At 61.4% G+C, this 19,390-nt stretch carries 16 protein-coding genes; 5 read left to right on the forward strand and 11 right to left on the reverse strand.

Translation table 11 applies throughout. The features are described 5' to 3' along the window. Nucleotides 1-18 precede the first annotated feature (18 nt). Nucleotides 19-2,118: an excinuclease ABC subunit UvrB gene (gene uvrB, locus QMG79_RS06770; RefSeq protein ID WP_283537804.1), complete on the reverse strand. Its 2,100-nt coding sequence runs from the start codon at nt 2,116-2,118 to the stop codon at nt 19-21. Nucleotides 2,119-2,177: 59 nt separating this feature from the next. Then, nucleotides 2,178-3,368 carry a dephospho-CoA kinase gene (coaE, locus tag QMG79_RS06775; RefSeq protein ID WP_283537805.1) on the reverse strand — a complete coding sequence of 397 codons (1,191 nt, stop codon included), beginning with the start codon at nt 3,366-3,368 and terminating at the stop codon, nt 2,178-2,180. Nucleotides 3,369-3,411: 43 nt separating this feature from the next. Here coaE and QMG79_RS06780 point away from each other — a divergent pair, with 43 nt between their 5' ends. From QMG79_RS06780 to QMG79_RS06790, 3 genes are all read left to right on the forward strand, one after another. Beyond that, the gene (locus tag QMG79_RS06780; RefSeq protein ID WP_283538034.1) at nt 3,412-4,119 is read left to right on the forward strand and encodes an IMPACT family protein; all 708 of its coding nucleotides are present in this window, start codon (nt 3,412-3,414) and stop codon (nt 4,117-4,119) included. Then, complete coding sequence (locus QMG79_RS06785; protein WP_283537806.1) at nt 4,112-4,672, forward strand: GNAT family N-acetyltransferase; 561 nt, start codon at nt 4,112-4,114, stop codon at nt 4,670-4,672. Before QMG79_RS06780 ends, QMG79_RS06785 begins: the two co-directional genes overlap by 8 nt. A gap of 165 nt (nt 4,673-4,837) precedes the next feature. Beyond that, nucleotides 4,838-5,404, forward strand: a complete 567-nt coding sequence (locus QMG79_RS06790) for a type 1 glutamine amidotransferase domain-containing protein (protein ID WP_283537807.1) — start codon at nt 4,838-4,840, stop codon at nt 5,402-5,404. A gap of 194 nt (nt 5,405-5,598) precedes the next feature. On the opposite strand, the gene rpsA is transcribed toward QMG79_RS06790, so the two are convergent. From rpsA to polA, 3 genes are all read right to left on the reverse strand, one after another. After that, nucleotides 5,599-7,080 (reverse strand): 30S ribosomal protein S1, encoded by a 1,482-nt coding sequence (gene rpsA, locus QMG79_RS06795; RefSeq protein ID WP_283537808.1) that lies wholly within the window; start codon nt 7,078-7,080, stop codon nt 5,599-5,601. A gap of 216 nt (nt 7,081-7,296) precedes the next feature. After that, entirely contained in the window at nt 7,297-8,592 is a 1,296-nt protein-coding gene (locus QMG79_RS06800) for a GNAT family N-acetyltransferase (protein ID WP_283537809.1), read from the reverse strand. Between the two features lie 112 nt (nt 8,593-8,704). Then, the gene (polA, locus tag QMG79_RS06805; RefSeq protein WP_283538035.1) at nt 8,705-11,344 is read right to left on the reverse strand and encodes a DNA polymerase I; all 2,640 of its coding nucleotides are present in this window, start codon (nt 11,342-11,344) and stop codon (nt 8,705-8,707) included. A 193-nt stretch (nt 11,345-11,537) separates the two neighbouring features. Between polA and QMG79_RS06810 the strand changes: the two genes are divergently transcribed. Further along, nucleotides 11,538-12,005 (forward strand): hotdog fold thioesterase, encoded by a 468-nt coding sequence (locus tag QMG79_RS06810; RefSeq protein ID WP_283537810.1) that lies wholly within the window; start codon nt 11,538-11,540, stop codon nt 12,003-12,005. A 75-nt stretch (nt 12,006-12,080) separates the two neighbouring features. On the opposite strand, the gene QMG79_RS06815 is transcribed toward QMG79_RS06810, so the two are convergent. From QMG79_RS06815 to QMG79_RS06830, 4 genes are all read right to left on the reverse strand, one after another. Then, nucleotides 12,081-12,629: a dihydrofolate reductase family protein gene (locus QMG79_RS06815; RefSeq protein WP_283537811.1), complete on the reverse strand. Its 549-nt coding sequence runs from the start codon at nt 12,627-12,629 to the stop codon at nt 12,081-12,083. A gap of 93 nt (nt 12,630-12,722) precedes the next feature. Beyond that, a complete protein-coding gene (locus QMG79_RS06820; protein WP_283537812.1) occupies nt 12,723-12,944 on the reverse strand; it encodes a hypothetical protein in 222 nt (73 codons plus the stop codon). Beyond that, nucleotides 12,941-14,149: an inorganic phosphate transporter gene (locus QMG79_RS06825; protein ID WP_283537813.1), complete on the reverse strand. Its 1,209-nt coding sequence runs from the start codon at nt 14,147-14,149 to the stop codon at nt 12,941-12,943. The genes QMG79_RS06820 and QMG79_RS06825 overlap by 4 nt, the downstream gene beginning before the upstream one ends. A 167-nt stretch (nt 14,150-14,316) precedes the next feature. Further along, entirely contained in the window at nt 14,317-14,997 is a 681-nt protein-coding gene (locus QMG79_RS06830; protein WP_283537814.1) for a hypothetical protein, read from the reverse strand. Nucleotides 14,998-15,078: 81 nt separating this feature from the next. Between QMG79_RS06830 and QMG79_RS06835 the strand changes: the two genes are divergently transcribed. Continuing rightward, complete coding sequence (locus tag QMG79_RS06835; RefSeq protein ID WP_283537815.1) at nt 15,079-15,699, forward strand: L-threonylcarbamoyladenylate synthase; 621 nt, start codon at nt 15,079-15,081, stop codon at nt 15,697-15,699. Between the two features lie 60 nt (nt 15,700-15,759). On the opposite strand, the gene QMG79_RS06840 is transcribed toward QMG79_RS06835, so the two are convergent. Both QMG79_RS06840 and hrpB read right to left on the reverse strand, forming a co-directional pair. Continuing rightward, nucleotides 15,760-16,416, reverse strand: coding sequence for a DedA family protein (locus QMG79_RS06840; RefSeq protein ID WP_283537816.1), 657 nt, complete (start codon nt 16,414-16,416; stop codon nt 15,760-15,762). Nucleotides 16,417-16,594: 178 nt separating this feature from the next. Then, on the reverse strand, nt 16,595-19,267 hold the full coding sequence (gene hrpB / locus QMG79_RS06845; RefSeq protein ID WP_283537817.1) for an ATP-dependent helicase HrpB: 2,673 nt from the start codon (nt 19,265-19,267) through the stop codon (nt 16,595-16,597). Nucleotides 19,268-19,390: the final 123 nt, after the last annotated feature.

The raw sequence follows: 19,390 nt of genomic DNA on the forward strand, positions 1-19,390 counted from the left end.
CGCTGGCGGGCCGGGCGATCAGGCGTGGCCCGCCGACTGCATCTGACGCAGTTCTTTCTTGAGGTCGCCAACCTCATCGCGAATCCGCGCCGCTACCTCAAACTGCAGTTCTGCTGCGGCGGCATGCATTTGCTCTGAGAGTTGTTCGATGAGGCTGACAAGGTCTTCCGCTGGGGCGGCTGCGAGGCCATCCTTGCGCACCTGGGTAGATGCCTTGGTACCCGACTTTCCGCGTTTTGCACCCTTGGCGAGCCTGTTGTTGCTGAGGAGCTCCTCCGTGTCCGCGTCTTCCTTGGCCAGTTGGTCGGTTATATCCGCGATCTTCTTGCGCAGGGGCTGCGGGTCGACACCGTGCTCGGTGTTGTACGCCACCTGGATGGCCCGGCGGCGGTTGGTTTCGTCGATGGCTTTGTCCATGGAGTCGGTGATCCGGTCCGCGTACATGTGAACTTGGCCGGAAACGTTACGGGCTGCACGGCCAATGGTCTGGATCAGTGACGTAGCGGAGCGCAGGAAGCCCTCCTTGTCCGCATCGAGGATACTGACCAGGGAGACCTCGGGAAGGTCCAGGCCCTCACGCAGGAGGTTGATGCCCACCAAGACGTCAAAAGATCCCATCCGGAGCTCGCGCAGAAGTTCCACCCGCCGGAGCGTATCCACGTCCGAGTGCAGGTACTCCACTTTGATGCCATGGCCCAGGAGGTAGTCGGTCAGGTCTTCCGCCATCCGCTTGGTCAGCGTGGTCACCAGGACCCGCTCATTCTTCTCAACACGGATGTTGATTTCGTGCAGGAGGTCATCGATCTGGCCCTTTGTGGGCTTGACCACGATTTCTGGATCGATAAGGCCGGTTGGCCTGATGATCTGCTGGACAAAGCCGTCGGCCTTGCCGAGTTCGTATTTTCCGGGTGTGGCCGAGAGGTAGACCGTCTGGCCAACCCGGTCCAGGAATTCGTCCCACTTGAGCGGCCTGTTGTCCATGGCTGAGGGAAGCCGGAAACCGAAGTCAACCAGGTTCCGTTTGCGGGACATGTCGCCCTCGTACATGGCCCCAATCTGGGGAATCGTTACGTGCGATTCATCCACAACCAGCAGGAAGTCGTCCGGGAAGTAGTCGATGAGGCAGTGTGGGGCGGTTCCACGGGCACGGCCGTCAATGTGGGAGGAGTAGTTCTCGATGCCGTTGCAGAATCCCATCTGCTGCATCATCTCAAGATCATAGGTGGTGCGCATGCGCAGACGCTGCGCTTCCACCAGTTTGTTCTGGCTTTCCAGAACCTGGAGCCGTTCTGCGAGCTCATCCTCAATACGCTTGATAGCTCGTGCCATACGTTCTGGGCCCGCCACATAGTGTGAAGCCGGGAAGACGTACATCTCGGTTTCGTCCCGGATCACGTCGCCGGTGAGCGGGTGCAGGGTCATGATGTTTTCGATTTCATCCCCAAAGAACTCGATGCGGATTGCGAGTTCCTCGTACATTGGGATGATCTCAACCGTGTCGCCGCGGACCCGGAACGTACCCCGGTGAAAGTCCATGTCATTACGGGCATACTGCATGGAAACGAACTTCCGCAGCAGGTCGTCCCTGTTCATCTGCGCACCCTTGGTCAACGTCACCATGCCGGCGATATATTCTTCTGGCGTACCCAGGCCGTAGATGCAGGAGACAGTCGCCACCACAATCACATCGCGGCGGGTAAGGAGGGCGTTGGTAGCAGAGTGCCGCAGCCGCTCCACTTCCTCGTTCACCGAGGAGTCCTTCTCGATAAACGTATCCGTCTGGGCCACGTAGGCCTCAGGCTGGTAGTAGTCGTAGTAGGAGACAAAATACTCAACTGCGTTATTGGGCAGCAGCTCCCGGAATTCGTTGGCCAGCTGTGCGGCAAGGGTCTTGTTCTGGACCATCACCAGGGTGGGACGCTGAACCTGTTCGATAAGCCAGGCGGTGGTGGCGCTCTTGCCCGTTCCAGTAGCACCGAGCAGGACCACGTCCTTCTCACCGTTGTTGACGCGCTCGGTCAGTTCGGCAATCGCTGCCGGTTGGTCACCCGCTGGCTTGAACTCGCTGATGACCTCGAAGGGCGACACAACACGGTTGATTTCCTGCGCAAGACTCATGGTTCAAATGTACTCCCGAAGGCGGACAGCCACTGTCCTGATCCGTTGAGGGCGAACAGTCAGGAGCCGTACGACGGCGGCACCCACCCGGATGCTTCGATCCACGACTCCAGGCGGTTAATCACTCCGGCTGACCGGGGGTCGAATCGTTCAACCCGGCCTGCCGGAACACCGGACTCTTCATCCCCACGTGGCTTAAGTGATGCATGGTAGTGCTGCCGCGCAACCTCGTCCGTGCGTAGCCAGTCCCGGAACGCCAGGGCCCACCGCCACTGATCGGATCCCGCGATGCAGAGCTGGAGTGTAGCGGGCCTTCCCGGATCGGCGCTGCGGTAGCTGGGGCCAGCGCCGTGGACAGCAAAGGCTTCAGCTCCCACACGGTCCGCTGGTGCGCGGTGGTGCAGGAAACCGGCGGTGGCAAGCAACGGAGCATACGTCGCTGCGTCGGCCGTATTCCGCAGTGTGACCTGAAGGTCAATGACGTCCTCCGCAGGCAACCCGGGGACGGCTGTAGCGCCAATATGGTCCACCGCCAGGGCAGCTGGCAGGCTGCGGGCCACGCGTTGCCCCAGCCGTTTCCCCTGGGAGGCCCACCCGGAATCCGCAGGAGTGACGATTGTCGGCTGGACTGCACACCGCCCGTTCTGAAGATTCTCTGCGAAGGGCACCAACCGGCCATGCCACAGCCTGTCCACCTCCGACATCAGCTGCTCCACTGTTCCGGTATTGCCAAGCATGACATCTGCTGCGGCAGATCGTTCCGCGACTGAAGCCTGCGCCGCAATGCGGGACTCGGCATCGACGCGGGCCATTCCACGATGGTCCATCATTCGTCGGATGCGAAGGTCCTCAGGTGCATCAACCACCACCACCAGGGAGAATGCTGGGCCCTGCCCCGTCTCCACAAGCAATGGAATGTCCTGGACAACAATCGCTCCAGCAGGCGCAGCGGCCCTGAGCTGCGCTGACCGCCGCCGGACCAGTGGATGGATGATGGCATTAAGCTCGCCCCGCAGGCCAGCGTCAGCAAAAATGAGGGCGCCCAGGGCCGGCCTGTTGAGGGCACCTCCAGGATCAAGGACACCGTCACCGAACACCCGGACAATGGCAGCGAGTCCATCACTGCCAGGCTCCACCACCTCCCGGGCAAGGAGATCAGCGTCGATGACGATTGCCCCCAGTATCCCCAGTCGGGCCGCCACCTGCGATTTTCCAGAGGCGATTCCGCCAGTTAATCCTACGTTCAGCACCCTCCAACACTAGACTGATCCCGTGGCAGGCACTGTGCAGGGGATGAGGGACCAGGGCGAGAGCCGGTCCACCACGTACACCACAGTGTCCGCCGGCAGTGAATTCCGCCACGAGCTGGAGATCCGGCGTTCACGCTTCATCACAGTCCTGGCCCGCACCTCGTCCGAGAATGACACCCGCGACCTTCTTGCCGGACTGCGAAAAGAATTCCATGATGCGCGGCACCACTGCTCGGCACTGGTTCTTGGACCGGACCGGGATACCCAGCGTTCCAACGATGACGGCGAACCCTCCGGAACTGCCGGACTCCCCATGCTGGAGGCCATGGTTCGTAGGGAGACAGCACCCGGGGTCAGCGACCTTAGCGACGTAAGTGCCGTCGTCGTCAGGTACTTTGGCGGCGTCCTCCTCGGTGCCGGGGGCCTGATCCGCGCATATTCGGAGTCCGTATCGACTGCACTGGACCTCGCTCCCCTGGTGCGCCGGTCCCGGCTGCGCATCTGCCGGGTTTCAGCAGCGCATCAGCATGCCGGGCGGCTGGAAAACGATCTGCGAACGGCCGGATACCAGCTGCAACCAACTACCTATGGGCCCCTCCAGGCAGAGCTCGTGCTGGCAGTGCCTGATCGGGCCAGCGCCATTGCGGGGGCCAAGGAGCTCGTGTTGTCCCTCACCGCGGGGATCTCTGAACTACATTCCGGTGAGACATCATGGATCGACCAGGATCTGAGACGAGGACACCATGACTGAATGCCACAGGGAGCCCGCCACCGACACCTCTTCGTCAAACCACAGGACTGACGCAACTCTTCCCCGGACGCTCCACCTGGCGGACGTCACAACTGTAGTTCTTCCTGGGCTACTGAGGCTGGCGTTGGCGCAGGCCGATGCGGATGACGTCACGCCGCCTCGTGGGGCCACAGCGGACATGGCCGGTGGTTGGAACCAAGATCGCATTGACTGGTTCCTCGCCTATCACCATGCAGCGAGTGGACTTGACGGACCTACGGGCGAGAAGACGTGGGCCGTCCTGGTCGATGGCGAACTGGCAGGCTCGGTTCGACTGAAATCCGTCGGGGTGGACGCCGCGGAAACGGGCATCTGGCTCGGGCGAACTTTCCGGGGGCAGGGCATTGGCTCCGGCGCCATGGAATTGGTCTTGACAGCTGCACGGGCCGTTGGCGTCACCAGGATTGTAGCTTCGACGGCGACCAGCAATGTCGCTGCCCAACGCCTCCTGGCCAGCGGCGGAGCTGACCTGACGCACACAGGAAATGCTGTCACCGCCCGGATGGACCTCTAGACAAGTACACCACGTCGTTGACTCACCCCATGCCTGCCACCGGCAGGCATGAACAGCTGATACCAAGCTTGCTTATTACTGCCTGGATTCATACGCTGGAGAGGTCCCCAAAACCGCTGCGCGCGCCCGCTTTGTCGGTCCGCGCACAGGATTCAGGAGTTTCCCATGACAGAACACACGATTGCTGGAAAGAAAGTTGCTTTCCTGCTCACCGACGGCGTGGAACAGGTAGAGCTGACAAGTCCGTGGGATGCAGTGAAAGCCGCAGGCGGCGAGCCAGTACTGGTCTCACCCACCAGGGATCCGCTGCAGGGCTTTGACGGAGATGACAAGGGCGATACCTTCTCCGTTGACATCACTGCCGCAGAAGCCAACGCCGAAGACTTTGCGGCACTGGTCATTCCGGGAGGCGTCATCAATGCTGACCATCTCCGGGCAGACAAGGATGCCCAGGCCTTTGCCCGCGCATTTTTTGAGCAGCATAAACCTGTCGCATCCATCTGCCACGGCCCCTGGCTACTCATTGATGCCGGTGTGATCAGCGGACGCAGGGTTACCTCCTACTACACCCTGGCGACGGACCTGAACAACGCTGGCGCATCCTGGAGCGACGCTGAAGTGGTGGTGGACAACGGCCTTATCACCAGCCGCACCCCTGACGACCTTGGCGCCTTCAACGCCAAGCTTCTTGAGGAGATCGCCGAAGGCAGGCACCAGGGCCACAACGTCTGATTCTTCCAGTTCCTTTGCCCCGGCGGGCAAAGGAAGCCGCAGGGCAATCGGCACCGGCCACTCGGTCGGTGCCGATGGTGTCTGAGGGTAAGGCACCGGACACAGCACTCTTCGAAAACCGCAACAAAAAACAGGCCCCCGCCTAGGGCGGGGGCCTGTTCCTGTGGTGCCTCAGTGGGCTCCGAAAACCGAAATTAGTTTCCGGTCAGCTTTTCACGAAGAGCAGCAAGTGCCTCGTCGGATGCCAGGGTACCGCCACCGGTGGTGGCTTCCTGGGCAACAGGCTCGGAGGAGTAGCTGGTGGTGCCTGAATCACTTTCACCGGACGTTGCAGCAACTGCATCGTCAGCTGCGTGCTGGGCAACCTGCTTCTTGTGGGCTTCCCAGCGAGTCTGGGCATCAGCGTACTGCTGCTCCCACACGGCGCGCTGGTTCTCGTAGCCTTCAAGCCACTCGTTGGACTCAGGATCGAAGCCCTCGGGGTACTTGTAGTTGCCCTCTTCGTCGTACTCTGCGGCCATGCCGTAGAGAGCCGGATCGAATTCGGTGGAGTCGGCGTCGACACCTTCGTTGGCCTGCTTGAGGGACAGCGAGATGCGGCGGCGTTCCAGGTCGATGTCGATGACCTTGACGAAGAGCTCGTCTCCGACAGAGACAACCTGCTCGGCCAGTTCAACGTGGCGCACGGCGAGCTCAGAGATGTGGACAAGGCCTTCGATGCCGTCTTCGACGCGTACGAACGCACCGAACGGAACCAGCTTGGTGACCTTACCCGGCACAACCTGGCCCAGTGCGTGGGTGCGGGCGAAGGTCTGCCACGGATCTTCCTGCGTAGCCTTGAGCGAGAGTGATACCCGCTCGCGGTCCAGATCGACCTCAAGGACCTCGACAGTGACTTCCTGGCCAACTTCGACAACCTCTGAAGGGTGGTCGATGTGCTTCCAGGACAGCTCGGAAACGTGAACCAGACCGTCGACGCCGCCCAGGTCCACGAATGCACCGAAGTTGACGATCGAGGAAACGACACCGGGACGAACCTGGCCCTTTTCCAGCTTGTTGAGGAACGTGGAACGAACCTCGGACTGGGTCTGCTCAAGCCATGCACGGCGGGAAAGAACAACGTTGTTGCGGTTCTTGTCCAGCTCGATGATCTTGGCCTCGATCTGCTGACCAATGTACGGAGCCAGGTCGCGCACACGGCGCATCTCGACGAGTGATGCCGGCAGGAAGCCGCGCAGACCGATGTCGAGGATAAGACCACCCTTGACAACTTCGATGACGGTGCCGGTAACGACGCCGTCTTCTTCCTTGACCTTCTCGATGTCGCCCCAGGCACGCTCGTACTGAGCACGCTTCTTGGAGAGGATCAGGCGGCCTTCTTTGTCTTCCTTGGTGAGCACCAGGGCCTCGACGAGATCGCCAACGGAGACAACGTCTCCGGGATCAACGTCGTGCTTGATGGAAAGCTCGCGGGAGGGAATGACACCTTCGGTCTTGTAACCGATGTCGAGCAGGACTTCATCGCGGTCAACCTTGACGACGGTACCTTCGACGAGATCTCCGTCGTTGAAGTACTTGATGGTGGCGTCGACTGCTGCGAGGAAGTCTTCAGCGGACCCAATGTCGTTAATGGCGACGACGGGGGTACCGGACTTCTCGGTGGAGGTGATGGTCATGTAGTAGGGGCTCCGTTGTGGATAGTGAGTCGGTCAGGTGACCACCACGTCCGGGTATCGGCAGTGGTGCGCGGCGGATTGCCGGGTCATCCTGATTATGGTGAAAAATTAATGCATTTTGACGCGCACACGTAGTACACGCCCGTTTATTCTAGACGAACCGGCCAACCGGGGTCAAAGCACGTACCTTGCGGGACCACAGGTCAGAGGGACACCTCAGAAGTGCGTCTGGCAGAATGCTGGACGTTCGACGGCGAACATTCTAGTCAGCAGGAATCCGGCCCCTGCGGTGTTTTCCTGGATTCGCCCGGCGGCCATCAGCGATGCGGCACTTGCTCCACCGAGGTAGAGCGATGACAGCGTTGAAATGTCCATCTCCAGGTCTGGAGCAGTTACGGACTCTGCAACGGCCGCACTGCCAGAGTCCACGACGAGCGTGAAGGTCCCGCCAGCGAGCCCTAGCGCGTCACGCAGCTTGAGGGTCAGGCGCCCGTCGGTTGGAAAGTAGCGTTCTTCGAGTGCTTTGCGGACATCCAGGATCCGAAGCCACAGCATATCCCGGGAGTCGGCGGCCGCTATGCACCGGGGATCCTCCAATGCCCAGGTCAGAGGGTTGTCAACAGCTGTGTTCTCCCAGGTCACCCGATCCACAAGATCGATCGCCCCGAGGTACTGCCAGAGCTCAAGATACGCCGCCGGGTTTGCGGCTACGAGGTCCACGATCTCCATGGTTGCGGGCGTCTTGTCCCAACCAGCAAATTTGTAGGAGACATACCCGTCCACCGTTCCGTCTGCCGAGTAGTGCAGTGCAGCCTTGACCTTTGCGTCAGGCGCACCATCCTCGTCCCCGACAGACCCGGAGGCAACCTGTCGGTAATAGTCTTGCCGGCCAACAGAGCCGGGGAGGTTGGCGTGCATCTTCGCAAATACCTCCGGGGCAAGATCCAGCAGGACCTTGGGGTCAGCCACATCCACTGTGCCGAGCGGCGTGTGATTGATCCGGAATCGCCGCGAGGTATCTACCCGGATGTTCTGCTCCGAGGTGGCCACGCCGAATCCAAACCGTCCATAGATGGATGCTTCGGACGCAGTCAGCGCAGCAATGGCCAGCCCATCTTTCTTGGCCAGCGCAAGGTCTTCGCTCATCATCCTGCGAAGCAATCCCCTACGACGGTGCGAGGTGCGCACCGTAACGGCAGTCACCAGGTGGGCTTCGAGAAGCCGCCCAAAGCCGATGTTCAGGGAATTGCGCATGGTCCCAAAGGTTGCCACGGGAATCTCTGCTGGCAGCGAGTGCGGCGCTGGCTCGCCTGTCTGGTAAGCCCCCGTGAACATCCGACCGTCGGCAACACTCATCTGAAGGCCGCGGTCAACGCGCTCCTCAGTGCGACGCTCGTCATGGAAACCGAATGTCACTGCATGGGTCCATGCGACGGCAGCGTCGTATCCTGGTTCGTTTTTGGCCACCGGGGCAAACCGGCGGATTACGTAGTCTTCGCTCGTTGTTGGCACGATGTCGAGCCTAGTCAAAGCTGTGCGGACGCGCTACCCGCAAGGCAAAACACCACGCCGAACGGCTCCCACAAGGAGTGATCCGCAGGACTTGACCTGAAGGGCGTCCCTATCAGTGGCCGGCGTCGTACCAGCTTGGACCCAGCCCGATCTGGATGTCGAGGGGGACTGTCAGCGAAGCGGCTCCGGCCATCTGTTGGGTCACCAGGGTCTTCACTGCTTCCAGTTCACCGGTGGCAACTTCGAGGACAAGTTCGTCATGAACCTGCAGTAGCATCCGTGATGTGAGGCCTTGGGCTTCGAGCTCCGCGGCAACTCCCAGCATGGCCCGCTTGATGATGTCCGCAGCCGATCCCTGGATGGGTGAGTTCAGGGCAATCCGCTCTGCGTTCTCGCGCGCCTGGCGGTCGGTGCTGGTCAGGTCCGGGAGGTAGCGGCGGCGGCCTTCAATGGTGGAGGTATAGCCATCAATACGGGCTTGTTCAACGACGCCACGCAGATAGTCCCGGACAGCTCCAAACCTGTCGAAGTAGTCCTTCATCAGGTTTCGAGCCTCATCCACGGAGATTTCCAGCTGCTTGGAGAGTCCGAATGACGTCAGCCCATAGGCCAGGCCGTAGGACATTGCCTTGACCTTGGAGCGCATGGCACTGGTGACATCCTCCACGGGAACATGGAAGATGTTGGAGCCCACAAACCTGTGCAAGTCCTCCCCCTCCCGGTATGCGGAGATGAGTCCCTCGTCGCCTGAGAGGTGGGCCATTATGCGCATTTCAATCTGCGAGTAGTCGGCCGAGAGAAGGCATTCGTAGCCTTCGCTGACCACAAAGATGCCACGGACGCGGCGGCCCTCCTCACTGCGGATGGGGATGTTCTGCAGATTGGGGTTGTTGGATGAGATGCGCCCGGTGGCTGCCACGTTCTGGGCGTAGGTGGTGTGGATCCGGGTGTCGGCAGCTACCGATTTCTTGAGCGAATCCACCATCTGGCGCAGCTTGGCGGATTCACGGTGCGCCATGAGCTGGACCAGGAATTCGTGCCCGGTTTTCTCCAGGAGGCTCTTCAGGGACGCTGCGTCGGTGGTGTAGCCGGATTTGATCTTCTTGGTCTTAGGAAGCTCAAGTTCTTCAAAGAGGACTGTCTGCAACTGCTTGGGCGATCCGAGGTTGACCTCATGTCCGATCGCCGAGAAGGCCTGCTCCTGGGCGTGCTCGATCACCTTGGCCAGATCCGCCAGTTGGTCGTTCATCTTGTCCATGGACACGGCGATGCCTGTCATTTCCATGGCTGCCAATACTCGGCTGACGGGTAACTCCAGGGTTGTCAGGAGTTCCTGTGCCTTGCGGTCGTGGAGTTCCGTTTCGAAGTACCGGCTCAGTGCCAGCACAACAGCGGCCTGCTGTACAAGAGCCACACGCCCGGTGGCGTCCGCTTCGTCGAGGGCAAGTTCCAACTGGCCGGTCTTGGCAGCTGCCGTGGAGACTGTCAGCTGCAGGTGATGTTGAGCCAGTTCCGCGAGTTCATAGCTGCGGCGGTCAGGCTGGATCAGGTACCCGGAAATGGATGTGTCATCAACCACCCCCTCCAGCCCTAGGCCTCGGCTTGCAAGACCTTTCAGGGCAGCCTTGTAGCCGTGCAGGAGCTTGGCCTCCTCAGGATCTTTCAGCCAAGCCGACACCACAGAATCGGCTTCGGCGTCCAAGGACACCAGGTCCACCACAGCGGCAGCGTCGTCGCGAACCAGGGCCAGGGCAAGTACTTCCTCCCCCACAACCGCCGGCTGCAGGTCAGCCGCCACGGCCGTCCGCTGGCCAGTACCGGCATCAAAGAAGGCCTTGAGTTCAGCGGCCGAGGTCAACTGGCTGAACTCAGGGATGGCGATGGACTCCTGTTCCTGGGCTGATTCCTCATTGCCATAAAGCGCGAACAACCGGGTACGGAGCGTACGGAACTCAAGGGTGTCAAAGAGCTCTTCGACCGCAGCATGGTCTGGCCGTGGTTCCTCCAGGTCATCAAGGCCGACTGGCAGGTCCAGATCCGTGAGGAGCCGGTTCAGGCGACGGTTGCGCTTAACGTCTTCAACATGCTCGCGCAGGGCGCCGCCCACCTTGCCGCCGATTGAATCAATGTTCTCGAGGATACCTTCGAGCCCGCCGTAGAGGTTGATCCACTTCGCTGCCGTTTTTGGACCCACGCCCGGCACCCCTGGCAGGTTGTCCGCGGTCTCACCCACCAGCGCGGCAAGGTCTGAATACTGCGGCGGAGTGACGAAATACTTCTCCTGGATGGCCGCAGCGTCCATGCGGGGAATGTTGGAGACACCCTGCTTGGGATACAGGACAAAAACGTTGTCGGTGATGAGCTGGAAGGCATCTCTGTCACCTGAGACAAGAAGGACCTCGAAGCCAGCTTTATCCCCCTTCGCGGCCAGGGTTGCAAGAATGTCGTCAGCCTCAAAACCGGGCATCTTGATGGTCTTGATACCCCAGGCACCCATGACCTTGTCGATCAGGTCGATCTGGCCGCTGAACTCACGGGGCGTCTCATTGCGTCCGCCCTTGTAACCGTCATACTCGGCTTTACGGAACGTGGTGTCATCACTGACATCAAAGGCAACTGCTACGTGGGTGGGTTTCTGTTCCTTGATCAGGTTGATCAGCATGGACGTGAACCCGTGCACGGCATTGGTGTGCTGGCCGGACGTTGTCGAGAAGTTTTCCGCTGGCAGGGCATAGAAAGCCCGGAACGCCATGGAGTGTCCATCAAGGACTAGGAGCCGGGGCTGGTCAGTGAGCGGTACCACCGGAGCCGCTGTTGCTGAGACACCCGTAGCGGCAGGCACCTGCCCGGGTTGGGTTGTCAGGGCGGAAGCCTCTGCAGGGGCAATATCGGTGCCGGCGGTGGCCGGTTTGGTAGTTTCACTCACAGGTGCCAGCCTAGTTGCCATGGACGACAATTTCACCCAGGTACCCTATGCCGACGAACTCACCGCAGCGGGGGTCCCTCCGCACCTCTTTGGCTGGCTTGGTGAGCGCGGTGTTGGCGCACTCGTCGTGAAAATGGGAATCCGGTTTGTGGAGCTCTCTGCGGAGCGCATCGTCGCGACCATGCCGGTAGAGGGAAACACCCAGCTCGCGGGGATCCTGCATGGCGGGGCCCACGTGGTCCTCGCCGAGACCTTGGGTTCCGTGGCTGCTGCCCTGCATGCTGGCACTGAGCGACATGCTCTCGGTATCGAGGTAGGCGCTACCCACCACCGTTCCATTGCCTCCGGAAGTGTCACTGGAACCTGCACACCCATCCACCTGGGCCGCACGTTGACGACCCACGAGATCGTTATGACAGATGATCAGGGCCGGCGACTCTCGACCGCAAAGATCACCAACATGCTGCGGGACAACCACCAGAAGTAGCCGTTCAGGACAGCCATTCAGGACAGTGGGCGGGCGCAAATGCCCCGGGCTGGGACTGCAATGCGGTACCTGGGTTCACGTCGCTTCATGGAAGCGGTACCGGTTCTCCACCACGCCACGGCCCAGCACCCTGGAACGCGACAGCGTTAAGTCGCCCGACGGTGCCGTGAGCGGTAGCAACCGACGTCCCGATCCCAGCACCACGGGAATCACCGACAGCACCAGCTCATGCAAGCTGCCAGCAGCGACAAACTGGGCCGCAAGGTCTCCGCCGCCGAGCACCCAGACATTCTTCCCTTGCGCCACGGCAGCAAAATCTTCGGTGAACTCGCTGACCGGACCCCTGATAAACCTGACATCGGCGCCCGCCGGTACTGACAGTTCCTGGTGGGTGAACACGTAACTCGGCACATCGGGGTAAGGCCAGGCCGCTGAGTTGTTCTCGCGGAGCCACCTGTAGGTCTGGGCTCCCATGACCACGCAGCCAATATCCGCAATGAAGTCGGCATAGGACTCCTCGCTGCCAGCGAAGCCGTCGAAGGCCAGCAACCAGGAGAGGCCGTGGTCATCAGTGGCTATGAATCCGTCAATCGAGGCCGCAACAAAATAGTGGAACTCCGTCATGTGACAAGCCTAGCGCCGACGGACCGGGAACCGCTTTGACAGCCCCCACGGCGCCATGGCCCATGGGCTTCACTGCTTCCTGTTCCGGGCCCGTCAGGCTCCGAAATACGGGATGATCAGGTATAGGCCGAACAGGACCGCCAGGCCGCACAGCCCGAAACAGGCGAAAGCCAAATATTTCACCGAGCGTGGCCTGGCCGCTGTGGTATCCCCGGCAATGGCTGTCAGCCTTACCCCCAAGGAGTAGAGAGTCACAACCACCAGTGCCGAGACAAGGGTGGCTCCGGCGACCGTCACCAATTCCAACCATTTCATGACTGCGTTCCCTTTGCCTTGGTGCCCTTGCTCTTCATCGACTTCTTCTTCCGAAAGCGGACCGCCTGCCCGGCCGACTCAACCTCGACAGCGTTGTGGCTTCCAACTGACGACTTCCGCGAATGCAGGAGCATGTAGGTTACAGCCGCAAATCCAGCGACTGCGGCGATCACAACGCCTACAGTCCCCGTACCGACCAGCACAGCCGTGAGTGCTCCGACAATGCCAGCCGCTGGCAGGGTAAAGAGCCAGCCGATAGCGATCCGGCCAGCAGTTCCCCAGCGTACAGACGTCCCCTTGCGGCCCAGGCCGGAACCAATGACCGAGCCGGAAGCGACCTGGGTGGTGGACAGTGCAAAACCTAGGTGCGACGACGCGAGGATCGCTGACGCTGTGCTTGTTTCCGCGGCAAATCCCTGCGCTGGCTTGACCTCCGTAAGGCCGGAACCCATGGTGCGAATAATCCTCCAGCCACCGGAGTATGTGCCGATCGCGATGGCGAGGGCGCAGGCCGAGATGACCCAGAACTGTGGCCCGGTACCGGCTTCCTGCGTCCCGGCGGCAATCAAAACCAGGGTGATGATTCCCATGGTCTTCTGCGCATCGTTGGTCCCGTGTGCCAGCGCAACGAGGCTGGAGGTGAAGATCTGGCCCGTGCGGAAACCGCCGCGCTTCTGGGTGAGCTTGTCACCCGTCTCGGGGTCATGGCGTGAGGTCAGGGAATAGGCAAGCCTGGTACACAAATAGGCAACCAGGCCTGCAATGAGGGGCGCAAAAACGGCTGGCAGGATGACCTTTTGCATCAGCGTCTCGAAATTCACGGCACTGAAGCCAATGCCCGCAATCGCTGCACCGATCAGCCCGCCGAACAGCGCATGGGAGGAACTCGACGGGAGGCCCTTGAGCCAGGTGATCATGTTCCAGAGGACAGCGCCCATCAGTCCGGCGAAAATGATCTCCGGCGTGATCTGAACTCCGTCGGTTCCTTCACGGATAATTCCCCCGGAGACAGTTTTTGCAACCTCCGTGGAAAGAAAGGCCCCCACCAGGTTGAGGATCGCGGCCAGGGCAACAGCGGTCTTGGGCTTGATCGCTCCGGTGGCGATGGGCGTTGCCATCGCATTTGCCGTGTCATGGAACCCATTAGTGAAGTCGAAAAAGAGTGCAAGCGCTATAACCAGCGCCACCATGAAGGTGATGTCCACCTGTTGCCCAATCTGCAGAAAACGTCAGTTCAGCAGTTCCACTCCCCTGCCTGCCCGTCACAGCCTAGTTCACCAAATGTTTGCCGGGAACGGGTTGCGGTATTCACAGAACAGGCCTGAAACCTTATAGATCGTACGCGCCAGGGCCTGCAGGGCAAAACACCACGCTAGGGCTTGGGACTCTCCTGGTGGCCTGAATCCAGCATTGGGGCCATCCGGGTTTCCAGTGCGGCAACTGCGGCATCGGGTAGATCAATAAGGCCATCCAGTTCGCGGCGCACCCTGCGATACGCGGACTGCCGTTCCGCTGGGGTTGCTGCAGTGTCTTCGGCGAGTCGCAGCAATTTCCTGGCGGTGGCGAGCCTGTCACGTTCAGGACCGGTGAACCGGCCATCCTTGATGCGTCGAGCCTCGCGTTCGGCGATCCCGAAAGCGACGTCGAAGCTATTGACTGCAGCCCGGTAGGCCTCACATCGGGCTACGGGAAGTGGATCACCTCCGGGCGGTGGGCGGAGACCCTCCGCTTCGCGTTTGGCTCGCAGGAACGCGACCGTGAGGGGCTCACGAACATCAGACATCATGGGAAAGTCGATCATCTTCCCCACATCCAGTTCGTAGTCGAGCCAGCGACGTTCGACGCCGTCGTGCGTCTTCTTGATTCCGTCCAGGTCAGCTTCGGCGTGCTGCAGCCGTTCGAAGCTCTGGTTTTTGGCTGCCAGGATTTCAAGGCGGCGCTGGTGGCGGCGTTCTGTGGACTTGCGCCATGAGGTGGCCCAACCACCAGCCATACCGCTGAACACAAAGACCAGCCACCAGTAATGTCCCAGGAAATTCAACAGTGGCTCCACGCTGTTATCGTCGCATCCCGGCATACGTACCGACAAGGTTCAGGATGGATGGTCACAGCCTGGCGCGCGTAGGATCAGGGCATGGCTCGCTACTTTGATGTTCACCCTGAGGACCCCCAGGCCCGTTCGATTGCCCAGGCGGTATCCATGATTAGGGATGGCGGCTTGATCGCATACCCTACGGACTCCTGCTATGCGTTGGGCGCCCAACTCGGAAACAAGGATGCGCTTGATCGGATCCGCACCATCCGGCAACTCAATGACAAGCACCACTTCACCCTGGTATGCCGTGACTTCGCCCAGCTTGGACAGTTCGTCAACATTGGCAACGACGTTTTCCGGAGCATCAAGTCAGTCACCCCTGGCAGTTACACGTTCATCCTGCCCGCCACCAAGGAAGTTCCCCGGCGGCTTCTGCACCCCAAGAAGAAGACAGTGGGCGTGCGGATCCCCGATCACCGCGTGGTGCAGGCCCTTCTTGCCGAACTTGGCGAGCCGCTGCTCTCCAGCACATTGCTCCTGCCGGACGAGGAGGAGCCCCTCACCCAGGGCTGGGAAATCAAGGAACGGCTTGACCACATGGTGGACGCGGTGATCGATGCCGGTGACTGCGGCCCAGAGCCCACCACCGTCATCGACTTTTCCTCGGGCGTTGCAGAGGTGGTTCGTCGCGGGATGGGAGATCCTTCCCGATTCGAGTAGGAGCAGGATCTGTCAGTAGCCGTGGTGGGTAGCTCGTTGGACAGGTGGCCCGACTTCGCCTCAGGAAGACACGGAACGGCGCGAATTCCGCACCTTGCGTGCAATGAAGACGAAGGCAAGAAGAAGACAGGCTGCAATCACCACACCTTGGAAGACGCCTGTGTACTGCTCCACGATGTGCCAGTTCGCGCCCAGGAAGTATCCCGCGAGAATAAGCACGCTGTTCCAGACCAGGCTCCCAGCCAGGGTCAACCCCAGAAAAGGCAGCATGGGCATCCTATTGATACCTGCCGGGATGGATACAAGGCTGCGAAACAGCGGAATCATCCGGCCCAAAAACACCGCTTTGTACCCGTGTTTGTCGAACCAGACGTGGACCTTGTCCACGTCGTCTCCTGACATGAACGGCACTTTGCGCACAAGGGCCCTGGTGCGTTCCAGACCCAGCCAGGCGCCCAGGAGATACAGGATCCACGCGCCAACCACAGATCCAAGTGTTGTCCAAAAGATGGCGCCCAGCAGGGTAAATTCACCCCTGCTGGCGGTGAAACCAGCCAACGGGAGGACCACTTCACTGGGAATCGGTGGGAACAGGTTCTCCAGGGCAACGATCAGTCCTGCCCCCGGAGCGCCGATGGCCTCCATGACGCTGACAATCCAGTCGGACAGTCCGCCGGCGGCTGAGGGGTCAGAAGCTGTGGGCAGGGCTGCGAGCATGGTGTCCTAACAGAGGTAGCGGTGCGGGCATGCACTATTCTCTCAAGGTTTCCTGAGTGCGAGCCGAATAGCACCTGGTGTGGGTCACCTGCTGGCGCCCTGCCCGACGACAGGGCGCCATCTGTTCGTTTGGCTCCGCAGGACACCAGCTGGCGCTCATTGGCTGGGGAGACGGACGCTACCCGCCCCGCCGCTTGGTTCGCGCGGTGGCCTGCGCTGTCCACGGATCCTCTGGCCAGGGATGCCGCGGATAGCGTCCCCGCATCTCAGCCCTGACCTGCGCATACGGACCAGACCAGAAGGACGTGAGGTCTCCCGTAACAGCGAGCGGCCGGCCCGCAGGAGACAACAGGTGGAAGAGGACCGATACCCGCCCGTCGGCCAACCGGGGCGACTCGGCAAGTCCAAAACACTCCTGCAATTTCACGGCAGCAACCGGGGCGCCGCCGTCGCCCGTCAACGAGTAGTCCAGCCGGACGGAGGACCCACTGGGAACGTGCAGGCGTTCGGGTGCCAGCACATCAAGCTTCTGTGCCACCTGCCAGGGCACCAACCGCCGCAGTGGTTCGACCAACGTGATCTTCGCCGCCGGAACACCCTCCGCCAGCCGGTCCAGTTCAGGTCCAAGCCAGAGGTCCACCTCAGCCAGCAATGCCCCGTCAGAGACATCTGGCCAGGGTTCCCCCACCACGCGATGCAGGAACGCCAGCCGATCACGCAGCAACTGCGCGGACTCAGACCAGCCAACAGCATCAAGGCCGTGCACCTGCAGGCTCTGCCCGACAGCGTTCCTAGCCTGAGTGCGCGTTGCCTGCACGGTGGTGGTCGAGAGGACCAGTGCACCCAGGGACCGCATCCGACGGGCAGTGATTTTTCCATTCGCGAAGACAGTCTCCACACGCTCGGTGACCAGACCTGCTGCTGCGGTCAGGGCGTCGGCTTCCGAGAGAGCAGCGGCAGATCGGATAATGGCGCCTGTTCCCGCGGCATCCCGTGCCTGCGACAGGGAAAGCTCCGCAATGGCAAGCCACTCATTGCCGGCAAGCCCACTCCCGACGGGGAGTCCGGCACGGGTTCCAGAGGCCAACAGGTACTGTTCCGTTCCAGGTATGCGGCGTGCCACGCGTTCCGGGAAGGCCAGGGCCACCACTGTTCCCGGACCATGCCCGGCGCTGGCCCGCGTCCCAACAGATTCGCCCCGAGGTCCGGCCGATTCTCCCTCTGGGTCCCCCGATGATCCGCGTACCCGTGGGATCAAGGCTTGAAACCTCCGGCTCTCATCCCGCCAGCGCTTGCCCGCAGGATCTTTCCCGGAACGAAGCATGCCCAGCGCGGCAGGAAGGTCTGCGCCAGCTGGCCTGGTGTCCTGGGTGACTGCGGCAACAACGTCAGCAGCAACGGTTGGTCCAGCCAGCAGCGAACCCTCCACCAGGGCCCTGCCCCAGCGAGGGTCGGCGGGTACAGCAGCCAGCTTTTGACCAAGGGACGTCACCCGCCCATCAGAGCCGAGTGCACCCAGGCCGCGAAGAACAGTCATGCCCGCCTCCATGGCCGGTACTGGGAAGGGATCCGGCATGCGAAGGCCGACGCCGGCGGGGGCGCCCCAACATGCAAGCACAAGTGCCGCTGAGGTGAGGTCGGCAACAGCCGCCTCTGGAGTTCGGTACGCAGGAGCCGCAGCAAACGTCTGCTGGCTGTAGCAACGGATCACCCGCCCTGGGCCTTGGCGGGCAGCACGGCCTGCCCGCTGGTGTGCTGAAGCCTTCGAACTCGTCATTGTTACCAGGCCCGTCATCCCCCGGCCCGCGTCCCGACGTGGTTCACGGGAGAGTCCAGAGTCGATCACCAGGCGCACCCCCGGCACGGTAAGGGAGGATTCGGCGAGCGCAGTGGAGACAATAACGCGAGGGAGTCCGCCCGGGGCCCGCGCTGAAACGGCTGCGTCCTGCAGTGCAGCCGGGACCTGGCCGTGGAGCTCCAGCACATCAAGGCCAGTGCCACAGCGGCTGCGGATCCGTTGCGCCACCGCAGCCACCTCACCCGCTCCCGGGACAAAGACGAGGCAGTCGGCGTCGGGCTCTGCGGCCAGCAGGTCATTCAAGCCAGCGACCGCGGTGTTCGCGATATGGTCCAGGAAAGACTTGGTGATGCCGCGCTCATCAATGCGGGTCTGCGACGGCGGATTCCATTCGACCGCCAGCGGGAACTGAGGCGCGGGGCAGTCAACCACTGGTGCTGACGCTCCGTCTTCCACCCCCAGCAGCGCCGCAAAACCGGCCGCCTCCAGAGTGGCTGACATGGCAATGAACCGAAGGTCCCCGCGCAGTTCACGCACCTCACCGAGCATTCCAAACAGGAGCCCAGACTCCAGTCCGCGCTCGTGCACCTCATCAAGGACAACGGCTCCTATGCCCGGCAGTCCCGGATCAGCCAGAAGGCGTCGGATAAGTATCCCCGGCGTCACAAATTCCACCAGGGTGTCAGCACCGGCTCTCTGTTCTCCCCGGATGGTGAAACCCACTCGGTGGCCAAGTGGACTGCCATCAAGATCCGCGAGCCGCCGGGCCGCGGAGCGCGCTGCCACACGGCGTGGTTGCATCACCACAACTTTGGAAATCGTTCCACGGCGTCCGTAGGCTGCCTCATTGGTGATGATGTTCGCCACAGCAGGAGGGACCAGCGTGGTTTTGCCGGTACCCGGTGGAGCCTGCACCACCACTGCAGCGCCCGGCCCGCCGTCGAGCAAAACCGCTTCAAGGTCGCTACGGGCCGCGGCAAACGCAAGACCGGCTTCCAGCCGCTGTAGATTAAAAGCTGCAGGGAACGTGGTCATCAGTCCATTCGGGGGCATTGGTGGCTCCTGGACGGCTCTCTGCTGCTGGGTCACGGATTCCTTGTCCAGCTGCGCTGACAAGGAATGCAGGCCACGGTGGCCGTGGCCGAATGGTCAGAAACAGCTAAGCGTACGTAGAAT

The sequence above is a fragment of the Pseudarthrobacter sp. PS3-L1 genome (genome assembly GCF_030063285.1).
Lineage (GTDB): Bacteria > Actinomycetota > Actinomycetes > Actinomycetales > Micrococcaceae > Arthrobacter.